The following is a 13,766-nucleotide window of genomic DNA, read 5'->3' on the forward strand; positions in this document are numbered from 1 at the left end:
CCGGACAATCCGATGGTGGGACAGATGTGGCGCCCAGGGCGGGACCCGCACCGGTCCTCTCGCTCAACTTGACGTACGCCCAGGCGAAACGGTTGCCCGTCGCTCGCTAACGGGTGGATCACGGTCCACGCGTCCACCCGCGGCGAGCACATCCGCCGGACGGTGTCCTCCTGCTACCCCTCAGACTCCCCACGAATCACGGCCAGCACGCCGTCCAGGTCGTCGGGCTTCACAAGAACATCACGCGCCTTGGATCCCTCACTGGGTCCGACGACGCCGCGGGACTCCATGAGGTCCATCAGCCGCCCCGCCTTGGCGAAGCCGACGCGCAGCTTGCGCTGGAGCATGGACGTCGAGCCGAACTGCGTGGAGACGACCAGCTCGGCCGCCTGGCACAGCAGGTCGAGGTCGTCGCCGATGTCCTCGTCGATCTCCTTCTTCTGTTTGGTGCCGACGACGACGTCGTCCCGGAAGGCCGGCGCCATCTGGTCCTTGCAGTGCTGGACGACCTCCTGGACCTCCGCCTCGGTCACGAACGCGCCCTGAAGACGGGTCGGCTTGCTCGCGCCCATCGGCAGGAACAGCCCGTCGCCCTTGCCGATCAGCTTCTCCGCGCCCGGCTGGTCGAGGATGACGCGCGAGTCGGCCAGCGAGGAGGTGGCGAACGCGAGCCGCGAGGGCACGTTCGCCTTGATCAGACCGGTGACCACGTCGACCGAGGGGCGCTGGGTGGCGAGCACCAGATGGATGCCGGCGGCGCGCGCGAGCTGGGTGATGCGGACGATCGCGTCCTCCACGTCGCGCGGCGCGACCATCATCAGGTCGGCGAGCTCGTCCACGATCACCAGCAGGTACGGGTACGGCTTCAGCTCCCGTTCGCTGCCCTCAGCCGCCTTGACCTTGCCGTTGCGTACGGCCTCGTTGAAGTCGTCGATGTGCCGGAACCCGTACGCCGCCAGGTCGTCGTAGCGCAGGTCCATCTCGCGCACGACCCACTGCAGGGCCTCGGCGGCCCGCTTGGGGTTGGTGATGATCGGCGTGATCAGGTGCGGAATGCCCTCGTACGCGGTCAGTTCGACGCGCTTGGGGTCGACGAGGACCATGCGCACGTCCTCCGGGGTCGCGCGCATCATGATCGACGTGATCAGGCAGTTGATGCAGGAGGACTTGCCGGAGCCGGTGGCGCCGGCGACGAGGATGTGCGGCATCTTCGCGATGTTGGCCATCACGTAGCCGCCCTCGACGTCCTTGCCGAGCGCGACGAGCATCGGGTGGTCGTCCTCGGCGGCGGCCGCGAGGCGCAGCACGTCCCCGAGGTTCACCATCTCCCGGTCGGTGTTGGGGATCTCGATGCCGACCGCGGACTTGCCGGGGATCGGGCTGATGATCCGCACGTCCGGGCTGGCGACGGCGTACGCGATGTTCTTGGTCAGCGCGGTGATCCGCTCGACCTTCACGGCGGGGCCGAGTTCGACCTCGTAGCGCGTGACCGTCGGGCCGCGGGTGAACCCGGTGACCCGGGCGTCGACCTTGAACTCGGTGAAGACGTTGGTGAGCGAGTCGACGATGGCGTCGTTGGCCGCACTGCGCGCCTTGCCCGGACCGCCCCGCTCGAGCAGGTCGAGGGAGGGCAGGGAGTAGGTGATGTCGCCGGACAGCTGGAGCTGCTCGGCGCGCGCCGGCAGGTCGCGGGGCTGGGGCGGCGGGGTCTTCGTGAGGTCGGGGACCCCGGACTGCTTCTGGTCGGCGGGAGGCGGGGCGGGCGGGTCCTGCTGGGACCGCCCGGTCCGGCCGTCCTGACCGGGGCGTGCGGCGGGCACGGGCGTCGGGGTGGTGCTCTCCCCGCGGTCGCCGACGCCGACGCCCTGGGTGAGGTCCGCGACGATCGGCGAGGGCGGCATGCCGTGCAGCACCGCGCCGTCGAGCGCGGCGGCGGCAGCGGCGGCGACGTCCACGGCGTCCATCCGCCGTTCCAGGTCCGGCTGCGGTGCCGCCGAGCGACGGGGACGGGAACGCCGCTTGGAGAGGGCCTCCTGCTCCGCGGTGCCGGGGTCGTAGTCCTGGGGGGCGCTCGGCCGCTTGCGGGAGCGCGCGGGCAGCGCCTCGCGCCACTGCTCCTCGTAGCGCGCGTCGTCGTCGCCGTACTCGTCGGACTCCGGGTCGTGCACGATGCCGAGCCGCACCCCGAGCAGCCGCAGCCGCTGCGGGATCGCGTTGACCGGGGTCGCGGTGACGACCAGCAGGCCGAACACCGTGAGCAGCACGAGCAGCGGTACGGCGAGGACCTCGCCCACCGCGTAGGTCAGCGGCGTCGCCGCGCCCCAGCCGATGAGCCCGCCGGCGTCCCTTATCGCCTGCATGCCGTCGCTGCGGGCGGGCGAGCCGCAGGCGATGTGGACCTGCCCCAGCACGCCGATCACCAGGGCGGACAGTCCGATGACGATCCGGCCGTTGGCCTCGGGCTTCTCGGGATGCCGGATGAGGCGGACGGCGATGACCGCGACCAGGATCGGCACCAGCAGGTCCAGCCGGCCGAAGGCACCGGTCACCAGGATCTCGACCAGGTCGCCGACGGGCCCGCGCAGATCGGCCCAGGTGCCGGCGGCGACGATCAGGGCCACGGCGAGCAGCAGCAGGGCGATGCCGTCCTTGCGGTGCGCGGGGTGGAGGTTCTTGGCGCCCTGCCCCACTCCGCGGAAGACGGCGCCGACGGCGTGCGCGAGCCCGAGCCAGAGGGCGCGCACGACTCGGTACACGCCTCCCGTCGGACTGGGCGCCGGCCGGGCCGCGGGTTTGCCCGCGGCCTTTTTGGCGGGCGCCTTCCTGGCGGGCGACTTCTTCGCGGCGGCCTTCTTCGCCGGAGCCGCCCCGGAAGCGGCGGCCTTCTTCGCGGGCTGCTTCTTGGCTGCGGAGGGACGTGAGGCCATGGGTGTGAGGTTACCGGTGGAGACGACAGTGGACACGTGCGCCCGTTGCTTCACCCGTTCGTGTCGGGTCCGGAGAGGAGCCGGGCTGACACGCCCTCAAGAGCCCTACACCACGGGAAGCGTGGCCCGATCCCGCCGCTCGCCGAGCGGGCCGGGCCCGTGCCCCGGATTCGGACTCAGCCCTGCGAAGGCACCGAGGACGTGCTCCCCGCGCCCGGCTCCAGCGCGTCCAGGGCGCGTCGCAGGCCCGTCAGCTTGCGCTCCAGATGAGCCGCAGTGGCCACCGCCGCCGCGTCGGCGGACTCGTCGTCCAACTGCTTGGACAGGGCCTCCGCCTGCTCCTCGACGGCCGCGAGGCGGGCGGAGAGTTCGGCGAGCAGACCGGCCGACTCCTTGCCGTCGCCCACCGCGCCCTTGCCGCCGCCCTCCAACTGGAGCCGCAGCAGGGCCGCCTGCTCCTTCAGCTGGCAGTTCTTCATGTACAGGTCCACGAAGACCGAGACCTTCGCGCGCAGCACCCACGGATCGAACGGCTTGGAGATGTAGTCCACCGCGCCCGCCGCGTAGCCGCGGAAGGTGTGGTGGGGGCCGTGGTTGATCGCGGTGAGGAAGATGATCGGGATGTCCCGGGTCCTCTCCCTCCGCTTGATGTGCGCGGCCGTCTCGAAGCCGTCCATGCCCGGCATCTGGACGTCCAGCAGAATGACCGCGAAGTCGTCCGTGAGCAGTGCTTTGAGCGCTTCCTCCCCGGACGATGCCCGCACCAGCGTCTGATCGAGCGCGGAGAGGATGGCCTCCAGCGCCAGCAGATTCTCCGGCCGGTCATCGACCAGGAGGATCTTGGCCTTCTGCACCATGGCCCGCCCTCCTCGCCCCGGCTTGGGGCCGCCCCTGTCCGCAGGAACCGGGGAGGCACCGGCGGGTGCCGCCCCAGGGGACGACTCCCTTGCGCCGCCCGTCCTTGTGCCGGTCATCGTAGCCGCACCCCGCCCGTCGCCACACCCTGTCACCGTGATGTCACTGTGCACCTGGCAGAAACGCCGCGGGAGACCAGAAGGTTCCCCGGATTCCGCACTTCTACACGGCTTCCCGGCCTCCGAGTCGACAACGTCCCACACCCTCCGAACGTTCCGGTCACCGGTCCGTCGTCACTCCCCGCTCATCCACTGCGCCATCACGCTCAGCAGATGATCGGGGTCCACCGGCTTGGTCACGTAGTCGGAGGCGCCCGACTCGATCGCCTTCTCCCGGTCGCCCTTCATCGCCTTCGCGGTCAGCGCGATGATCGGCAGCCCCGCGAACTGCGGCATCCGCCGGATCGCCGTGGTCGTCGCATAACCGTCCATCTCGGGCATCATGATGTCCATCAGGACGACCGCCACGTCGTCGTGCTGCTCCAGCACCTCGATGCCCTCGCGCCCGTTCTCGGCGTAGAGCACGGACAGGCCGTGCTGCTCCAGGACACTGGTCAGGGCGAAGACGTTGCGGATGTCGTCGTCGACGATGAGCACCTTCTCGCCGCCGAACCGGATGTCGCGGTGCCCCTGCGGGACGGTCTCCGGTTCCGCCGGGCCCGCCGACGCCACCACCCACTGGTCCTGGAACGGCCGCCCGTGCCGCGCCTGCCTGCGGTCGGCGGTGGGCAGTACCTTGCGGCGGCGCCGGAAGAGCGCGGCGGGACCGTTCTGCGTCTCCCGGTACGACTTCACCTCCGCCGGCGTCTCGACCTGCGCGTCGGCCTGCCCGGACGGGTCCGGCCCGGGGGCGGCGACCAGATCGCCGGCGTCCAGCACGGAGCCGGGCTGCTGGTAACCCTGCGGCGGCAGCTCCCCCGGGTGCAGCGGCAGATACAGGGTGAACGTCGAGCCGCGGCCCGGCTCGCTCTGCGCGTGGATCTCACCGCCGAGCAGTTGCGCGATCTCCCGGGAGATGGACAGCCCGAGTCCGGTACCGCCGTACTTGCGGCTGGTGGTGCCGTCGGCCTGCTTGAACGCCTCGAAGATCACCCGCATCTTGCTGGCCGCGATGCCGATTCCGGTGTCGGTGACGGAGAAGGCGATCATGCCCGCGTCCGGGTCGGCCAGCGAGCCGGCCTCCAGCAGCTGCTCGCGGATCGGCTGCGGAACGTCGTCCCGGGCGGGACGGATGACCAGCTCCACCGACCCGGAGTCGGTGAACTTCACCGCGTTGGACAGCAGGTTGCGCAGCACCTGGAGCAGCCGCTGCTCGTCGGTGTGCAGCGTCGCGGGCAGCTCCGGCGACACCCGTACGGACAGGTCGAGGCCCTTCTCCGCGGTCAGCGGGCGGAAGGTGGCCTCCACGTAGTCGATGAGCTGGACGAGCGCGATGCGCGTCGGGGAGACGTCCATCTTGCCCGCCTCGACCTTCGACAGGTCCAGGATGTCGTTGATCAGCTGGAGCAGGTCGGAGCCCGCGCCGTGGATCGTCTCGGCGAACTCGACCTGCTTCGGGGAGAGGTTGCCCTCGGCGTTGTCGGCGAGCAGTTTGGCCAGAATCAGCAGGGAGTTGAGCGGCGTACGCAGCTCGTGCGACATGTTGGCCAGGAACTCGCTGCGATAGCGCATGGACACGGCGAGCTGTTCGGCACGCTCCTCCAGGACCTGCCGCGCCTCCTCGATCTCCGAGTTCTTCGCCTCGATGTCGCGGTTCTGCTGGGCCAGCAGCTCGGCCTTCTCCTCCAGTTCGGCGTTGGACGCCTGAAGCGCCTTCTGCCGCTGCTCCAACTCCTCGGACCGCAGACGCAGTTGCTCGGTCAGCTCCTGGGACTGCTTCAGCAGCAGCTCGGTCTTGGTGTTGACGGAGATGGTGTTGACGCTGGTGGCGATCATCTCCGCGATCTGGTTCAGGAAGTCCTTCTGGATGTGCGTGAACGGCGTGAACGAGGCCAGTTCGATGACGCCGAGCACCGTCCCCTCGAACAGCACCGGCAGCACGATCACCTGCGCGGGCGGCGCCTCGCCGAGCCCGGAGGAGATCTTCAGATAGCCGCTGGGCGCGTTGTCGACGAGGATGGTCCGCTTCTCCTCCGCGGCGGTCCCGATCAGTGCCTCGCCCGGCCGGAACGACGTCGGCATCGAGCCCAGCGAGTAGCCGTAGGAACCCAGCATCCGCAGCTCGTAGGGGTCCCCGCCCTCGCCCCCGAGGTCCGTGTCGTCGGCGAGCGGCATGGCGACGAAGAAGGCACCGTGCTGTGCCGAGACCACCGGCGTCAGCTCGCTCATGATCAGCGAGGCCACGTCCTGGAGATCGCGGCGGCCCTGCATCAGCGCGGAGATCCGGGCGAGGTTGCCCTTGAGCCAGTCCTGCTCCTTGTTGGCGATCGTGGTGTCGCGCAGGTTGGCGATCATCTTGTTGATGTAGTCCTGGAGCTCCTGGATCTCGCCGGAGGCATCCACGTCGATCTTCAGGTTCAGGTCGCCGCGGGTGACCGCGGTGGCCACGCGGGCGATGGCACGCACCTGCCGGGTGAGGTTCCCGGCCATCTCGTTCACGGACTCGGTCAGGTCCCGCCAGGTGCCGTCGACGTCACGCACGCGTGCCTGCCCGCCGAGCTGGCCCTCGGTGCCCACCTCTCGGGCGACCCGGGTGACCTCCTCGGCGAAGCTGGACAGCTGGTCGACCATCGTGTTGATGGTCGTCTTCAGCTCCAGGATCTCCCCGCGCGCGTCGATGTCGATCTTCTTGGTCAGATCGCCCTTGGCGATGGCGGTGGTGACCATGGCGATGTTGCGCACCTGACCGGTCAGGTTGGACGCCATCTGGTTCACGGACTCGGTGAGGTCCTTCCAGGTGCCGGCCACTCCCGGGACGTACGCCTGGCCGCCGAGGATGCCGTCCGTGCCCACCTCGCGGGCCACCTTGGTGACCTGGTCGGCGAACGAACTCAGCGTCTTCACCATGGTGTTGAACGTGTCCGCGAGCTGCGCGACCTCACCGCGCGCCTCGATGGTCACCGTCCGCGTCAGATCGCCGTTGGCGACCGCGGCCGCCACCTGGGAGATGTTGCGCACCTGCATGGTCAGGTTGTTGGCCATCAGGTTGACGTTGTCGCTGAGGTCCTTCCAGATGCCCACGGCGCCGGCCACGTGCGCCTGGCCGCCGAGGATGCCCTCCGTGCCCACCTCGCGCGCCACCCGCGTGACCTGCTCGGCGAAGGACGACAGCTGGTCCACCATCGTGTTGACGGTGGTGACGAGTTCGAGGATCTCGCCCTTGGCGTCGACGGTGATCTTCTTCGACAGGTCGCCCTTGGCGACGGCGGTCGTGACCTCGGCGATGTTGCGCACCTGGCTGGTCAGGTTGTTCGCCATGAAGTTCACGGACTGGGTGAGGTCCTTCCAGGTGCCGGAGACACCCTGGACCTCGGCCTGTCCGCCGAGGATGCCCTCCGTACCCACCTCACGGGCCACCCTCGTGACCTCCTGGGCGAACGAGGAGAGCTGGTCCACCATCGTGTTCAGGGTGTTCTTCAGCTCCAGGATCTCCCCGCGCGCGTCCACGGTGATCTTCTGCGAGAGGTCACCGCGGGCCACGGCGGTGGCGACCTGGGCGATGTTGCGCACCTGGGCGGTGAGGTTGCCGGCCATGCCGTTCACGGAGTCCGTGAGGTCCCGCCACACACCGGCGACGCCGGGCACCTGCGCCTGACCGCCCAGACGCCCCTCCGTGCCCACCTCGCGGGCGACCCGGGTGACCTGGTCGGCGAAGGCGGAGAGCTGGTCGACCATCGTGTTGATGGTGTTCTTCAGCTCCAGGATCTCCCCGCGCGCGTCGACGTCGATCTTCTGCGACAGGTCGCCGCGGGCCACGGCCGTCGTCACCTGGGCGATCTGCCGCACCTGGGAGGTGAGGTTGCCGGCCATGAAGTTGACGGAGTCGGTGAGCTCCTTCCAGGTGCCGGACACCCCGTCCACGCGGGCCTGACCGCCCAGGCGGCCCTCCGTGCCCACGTCCCGGGCCATCCGGGTCACCTGGTCGGCGAACGACGACAGCTGGTCCACCATCCTGTTCACGGTGTTCTTCAGCTGGAGCATCTCGCCGGAGACGTCCACGGTGACCTTCTGCGACAGATCCCCGTTGGCCACGGCCGTCGTCACCTGGGCGATGTTCCTCACCTGCCCGGTGAGGTTGCGGAACGCGGTGTTGACGGAGTCGGTGAGGTCCTTCCAGGTCCCCGCCGCGCCCGCCACCTGCGCCTGACCGCCCAGCTCTCCCTCGACCCCGATCTCCCGCGCCACCCGCGTGACCTCGGCACCGAACGACGACAGCTGGTCGACCATGCCGTTGACGGTGTTCTTCAGCTCCAGCATCTCGCCGGCCACGTCGACGGTGACCTTCTGCGACAGGTCGCCGCTGGCCACGGCCGTCGTCACGGTGGCGATGTCCCTCACCTGTGTGGTGAGGTTCCGGAACACCGTGTTGACGGAGTCCGTCAGGTCCTTCCAGGTGCCGGCCACCCCCGGCACGTTCGCCTGCCCGCCGAGGCGGCCCTCGGCGCCGACCTCGTTGGCCACCCGTGTGACCTCGTCCGCGAAGATGCGCAGGGTCTCGGTCATCTGGTTGATCGTGTCGGCGAGCTGCGCGACCTCGCCACGCGCCGGAACGGTCACCTTCTGCGACAGGTCGCCGTTCGCCACGGCGGTGGTGACCTGGGCGATCCCGCGCACCTGCGCCGTCAGATTGCCGGCCATCAGGTTCACCGAGTCGGTGAGTTCCTTCCAGGTGCCGTCGACCCCGGGCACATGCGCCTGACCACCGAGGATGCCGTCCGTGCCCACCTCACGGGCGACCCGTGTCACCTCGGAGGAGAACGCGGAGAGCTGGTCCACCATCGTGTTGACGGTGTTCTTCAGCTCCAGCATCTCGCCGGCGACGTGGACGGTCACCTTCCGTGACAGATCACCCTTGGCCACCGCCGTGGTGACCAGCGCGATGTCCCGCACCTGCGCCGTCAGCCGGGACGCCATGGTGTTGACGGAGTCCGTGAGGTCCTTCCACGATCCGGACAGACCGCGCACCCGTGCCTGCCCGCCCAGCTTGCCCTCCGTGCCCACCTCGCTGGCCACGCGCGTGACCTCGTCGGTGAACGTCGACAACTGGTCGACGAGGTTGTTGACGGTCCGTCCGACCTTCAGGAACTCACCGCGCAGCGGATGCCCGGCCCCCTCCGGCGCCTGCGTGCGCAGCTCCATGCGCGGCGACAGATCGCCCTCGGCGACCGCGGAGAGGACCCGGCCGACCTCGGAGACCGGTCGTACGAGATCGTCGACCAGCGCGTTGGAGTGGTCGATCGCGGTCGCCCAGGAGCCCTCGCAGGCGCCCGTCTCCAGCCGCTCGGTGAGTTTTCCCTCACGTCCCACCATGCGCCGCACCCGCGACAACTCGCCCGTCAGATGCAGATTACGGTCGGCCACCTCGTTGAAGACCGCCGCGATCTCCGACATCACGCCGTCCCCGGACACCGTGAGCCGCCTGCGGAAATTGCCGTCGCGCATCGACACCAGAGCCGCCAGCAGTCGGTTCAGGGAAGCCGTGTCCACCTCGGTGGTCCCGTTGCGCGTCGTGCGCCGGTTCTTCGGGGACTGTCCGCCTTTCGCGCGCGTCTTCGTGCTCCGCGTCGCTGCGCCAGACTCCACTGTGTCCCTCCCGCAGGGGTCGACCGTTACCGTCGTGCCGCGGTACGCCTGCTCGCGTACCGGTTACTGCTGCGTATTCCTGTCCGATGTAATCAGCCCACAGGAAGAGCTGCTGCCCTGGGTGCAGAGAACACACTCAGCCTGCCCGGACCTTCACCAGAAGCCTGCCCAGTGTTTCACCCCGGCCGAACCAGGCCATAACAGTTCGGCAGCTTCGCACACCCTCCGCACACCCTCGGGACGGAAACACTGGCGACCGGCATCCGCGTGGACGGCGAAGGTAAGTAACCTTGCATGGGGCTGTCCAGCCGCACCGGTCCGTCCGGCCTGGGCGGTGGCACGGGAACGAGCGGGCATCGGAGGGCGGCCGCAGACATGACCACCGGAGTGATCCCCGGGGGACAGCCCCCGGAGCCACAGCCGAACGGCTCGCAGCTGCCCGAGCAGCGGCGCGAGCCCATCGGCCACCAGGGTCTGCACGTCGACAACCGGACAAGGAGTTCTGTGATCACCGCGCGCGCGGCCGCCAGTTTCGATCCCCTGGGGCGATCGGTCGCGACCGCCCGGTCCTTCGTCCGCGACACCCTCCAGGGGTGGGGCTTCGGCGACATCGTCGACGACGCGGTGGTCCTCACCAGCGAACTGGTCACCAACGCCGTCGTCCACGCCGGAACCGCCGCCGACGTGCTGTGCCTGCGCAGCGACGACGGGGTGCGCATCGAGGTGTCCGACCGCTACCCCGAGCGCGAGCTCCCGGTACAGAGCTCGGCGATCAACATGGGCAGCCCCGACCGCGAGGGCGGCCGCGGCCTGCAACTGTGCGCGGCCCTGGCCGGCCGCTGGGGCGTGGAGTACACGCCGACGCACAAGAAGGTCTGGTTCCAACTGGACCTGCCCGAGCGCCCGGTCGGCACCCGCGCCGCCGGCCCCTGCCTGCCCGCGGACCTTCTCCCGCTCACCGACGGCCGGGTCCGCGTGGCCGTCGTCCAGATCGAACGCGGCGGTTCCATCAGTGCCTGGAACGAGGACGCCGAGGAACTGTTCGGCTACGCCTCCAAGCAGGTCACCGGCAGGCCGCTCACCGACCTCGCCGCCTGGCCGCACACCCCCGGCACCAGCACCGGCATCGCCGAGGCGCTCCAACTCTCCCGCTGGGAAGGCAGCTACGGCATCCGCGGCGCCCACGGCCGCGTCATCCCCGTCTACGCCTCCCACCTCCGCGTCCGCGACACCGACGGCGAACCCTCCACGGTCTGCCTGCTCGTACGGGATCACGAACGGGCCGTGCTCCAGACACCGTTGCGCCTCCCGGCGTCCGCCGACGCGGGCAGCGCCACCGAGGGCTCCAGCGCCGACCCCTTCGAGGTCTTCATCGGCTCTCCGGCCCCCGACGACCTCGACGGCCTGCTGCAACGCACGGTGGAACGCGCCCGCGACATGCTCGACGGCGACGCCGCCTTCCTCCTGCTGGCCACCGACGACGAAACGGAGTTGGAGGTCCGCGCCTCCACCGGCCTGCCCTCCGCGCGCCAGCGTTTCGCCCGTGTCCCCGTCGAGGCGGGCCCCGGCCGCTACGGTTCGGCCCGGATGCCCGCCGTCCACGACGACCTCACCGCCGTCCCGGGCGCCGTCCCCCTCCTCAACAGCACGGGCATGCGCTCGGTCGTCACCGTCCCGCTGAAGGTCGAGGGCCGCCTCACCGGCTCCCTCGGCGTCGCCGCGGAGGCACCCGGCCGGTACTCCAACGAGGAAGCGCTGCGTCTCCAGTTCGCCGCCGACCGCATCGCCCTGGCCGTCGAGTCGGCCCGACTGGGTGAACTGGAGCGGCTGCGCCGCGGCTCCCTCAGCTTCCTCGTCGAGGCCTCCGACCTGCTGGCCGGCACCCTGGACCGCGACCAGACCCTCGCCCTGATGGCCCAGATGACGGTCCCGACCCTGGCCACCTGGTGCGCCGTCTACACGATCGCCGACCAGGCCTCCGACCCCTACCTGTCCTACGTCCTGCACGAGGACGAGGAACTGATCGACGGCATCAAGTCCCTGCTGTCCAAGATCGCCCCGCCGGACCCGGTTCCCACGCCGGGAGCACGCGTGTGGACCGCTCCCGGCGAGGCCGCCCACCAGGCGGCCCTGCGCAGCTCCATGCGCAGCCTCAGCCTGGGCGACTCGCACCACCACATCGGAACGATCATCGGACCGACCCTCGCCACGGCCTCCGCGGTCGGCGGCGAGACGGTCGTCCTGCCGCTGGTCGCCCGCAACCGCGTCATCGGCATGCTCACCCTCGGCAAGCCCACCGACGAGCACTTCCGCCAGGAGATCCTGGAACTGGCCGAGGACCTGAGCCGCCGCGCCGCCCTCGCCCTGGACAACGCCCGCCTGTACTCGGAGCGCACGGCCATCAGCCAGTCGCTTCAGCGCAGCCTCCTGCCGCCGGGACTCCCCGACGTCGAGGGCGTGGAGGTCGAGGTCATCTACCGCGCGGCCGGCGAGGGCAACGAGGTCGGCGGCGACTTCTACGACCTCTTCCCCATCCGTGACGGCGCCTACGGCTTCGCCATCGGCGACGTCTGCGGTACGGGCCCGGAGGCCGCCGCGGTGACCGGCCTGGCCCGGCACGCGCTCAGGCTGCTGGCCCGCGAGGGCTTCGGCGGCCCGGCGGTGCTGGAGCGCCTGAACTCCGCGATCCTCGACGAGGGCGCCCGCAGCCGCTTCCTCACGCTTCTGTACGGCGAGTTGTGGCCGCAGGAGGACGGCAGCGCCCGGCTGAAGGTGGTCTGCGCCGGCCATCCGCTGCCGCTGCGCCTGCGTCAGGACGGCACGGTGGAGCCGGCCGCCGACCCCCAGCCGCTGCTCGGCGTCATGGAGGACCTGGAACTGTACGAGCAGACGATCACGCTGGACCCGGGCGACGTGCTGCTCTGCGTCACGGACGGCGTCACCGAGCGCCGTGAGGGCACCCGGATGCTGGGCGACGACGGTCTCGCCGACGTGCTCACCACCTGTACGGGGCTGACGGCCGGTGCGGTGGCGGCCCGCATCATGCGCGCGGTGGAGCGCTTCGCCTCGGACGCCCCGTCCGACGACATGGCAATCCTGGCGATGCGGGTGCCGGGCCTCCAGCAGTAGGGCGCCACAGGGCATGGAAAAGGCCCTCACCCGATGGGTGAGGGCCTTTTCCGTTGGAGCCCCCAAACGGAATCGAACCGTTGACCTTCTCCTTACCATGGAGACGCTCTGCCGACTGAGCTATGGGGGCCTGTCACCTTTTCGGGGTTTCCCCCGCGGCAACGGAATAGATCATACCCCGAACAGGACCGTGCTCCCAACCACGATCGGTCCGCCGAGCGCGTTGCACACCGAGACGATCCGCTGCATCTCCCGACGCGTCAACGAGGCGTCCACGGGCAGCGCGAGCGTCTCCTCGGCGGCCCGCTCGGTCTCCGGCAGGGACACGCACCGGCGGAACTCCGGCAGCCGGTGCACGGGGGTCTTCACGGGCACCCGGCAGTCAATTCCCCTGGCCCGTATGGCGCGTGCGTAGGCGTCCCGGTCCGGCCGGCCGTTCCCGGGCACCCGCACCACGTACTGCTGATAGGTGTGCCCGTCACCACCGTCGGGGGTCCGCACGCCCCGCAGCCTGGTGTCCAGATAGGCGGCACGCTCCCTGCGCCGCGCCATCTCGTCGTACGGCGCCTCGGACTCGCCCTGCTCCAGCACCAGCAGTCCGTGCCGCCGGCCCATCTCGTGCAGCCGCCCCATGTCGGCGGACCGGCCGAAGCGGTGTACCACGACCACGGCCACCGTGCGCGAGGTCAGGGCCTGTTCGACGGTGGAGGCGTCAAGGCAGTACGTCATCGGGTCTATGTCGGCGAACACCGGCAGCGCGCCCACCTGTGTCACGGCCTCGGCGACCTCCACGTTGCCGAATGCCGACACGACGACCTCGTCACCGACTCCGACGCCGGCGGCCCTGAGCAGAGCTGCAATCCCCATGAGGCGGATGCTGGTTGCGCAACATGAACTTCAAGTAACGGCAAACAAAAAAGGGTTGGACCCGGAACCGAAGTTCGGGGTCCAACCCTTTCAAAATTTGTTCGGCGGCGTCCTACTCTCCCACAGGGTCCCCCCTGCAGTACCATCGGCGCTGTGAGGCTTAGCTTCCGGGTTCGGAATGTAACCG

The 13,766-nt window shown here is 69.9% G+C and carries 5 protein-coding genes, 1 tRNA gene, 1 rRNA gene and 1 pseudogene; 1 reads left to right on the forward strand and 7 read right to left on the reverse strand.

The annotated features are described in order from the left end of the window. Positions 1-173: 173 nt before the first annotated feature. The 3 genes from ACIQMV_RS34865 to ACIQMV_RS34875 all read right to left on the reverse strand — a co-directional run bounded on the left by ACIQMV_RS34865 (position 174) and on the right by ACIQMV_RS34875 (position 9,583). Entirely contained in the window at positions 174-2,927 is a 2,754-nt protein-coding gene (locus ACIQMV_RS34865; protein ID WP_402597166.1) for a DNA translocase FtsK, read from the reverse strand. 176 nt (positions 2,928-3,103) lie between these two features. Next, the gene (locus tag ACIQMV_RS34870) at positions 3,104-3,784 is read right to left on the reverse strand and encodes a two-component system response regulator (RefSeq protein WP_141357735.1); all 681 of its coding nucleotides are present in this window, start codon (positions 3,782-3,784) and stop codon (positions 3,104-3,106) included. A gap of 291 nt (positions 3,785-4,075) precedes the next feature. Continuing rightward, positions 4,076-9,583 carry a HAMP domain-containing protein gene (locus ACIQMV_RS34875; protein WP_402597167.1) on the reverse strand — a complete coding sequence of 1,836 codons (5,508 nt, stop codon included), beginning with the start codon at positions 9,581-9,583 and terminating at the stop codon, positions 4,076-4,078. 375 nt (positions 9,584-9,958) lie between these two features. On the opposite strand from ACIQMV_RS34875, the gene ACIQMV_RS34880 reads away from it, so the two are divergent. Continuing rightward, positions 9,959-12,712 carry a SpoIIE family protein phosphatase gene (locus ACIQMV_RS34880; RefSeq protein WP_402597168.1) on the forward strand — a complete coding sequence of 918 codons (2,754 nt, stop codon included), beginning with the start codon at positions 9,959-9,961 and terminating at the stop codon, positions 12,710-12,712. Positions 12,713-12,766: 54 nt separating this feature from the next. Here ACIQMV_RS34880 and ACIQMV_RS34885 read toward each other — a convergent pair. From ACIQMV_RS34885 to rrf, 4 genes and pseudogenes are all read right to left on the reverse strand, one after another. Beyond that, a tRNA-Thr gene (locus tag ACIQMV_RS34885) sits at positions 12,767-12,842 on the reverse strand. A 41-nt stretch (positions 12,843-12,883) separates the two neighbouring features. Further along, entirely contained in the window at positions 12,884-13,264 is a 381-nt protein-coding gene (locus ACIQMV_RS34890) for a DegT/DnrJ/EryC1/StrS family aminotransferase (protein ID WP_402597169.1), read from the reverse strand. Between the two features lie 90 nt (positions 13,265-13,354). Next, positions 13,355-13,579, reverse strand: a pseudogene (locus ACIQMV_RS34895) (DegT/DnrJ/EryC1/StrS family aminotransferase); the annotation flags it as partial. Positions 13,580-13,678: 99 nt separating this feature from the next. After that, a 5S ribosomal RNA gene (gene rrf, locus ACIQMV_RS34900) occupies positions 13,679-13,766 on the reverse strand; the annotation flags it as partial.

The organism is Streptomyces sp. NPDC091412 (assembly GCF_044756885.1).
Classification (GTDB): Bacteria; Actinomycetota; Actinomycetes; order Streptomycetales; family Streptomycetaceae; genus Streptomyces.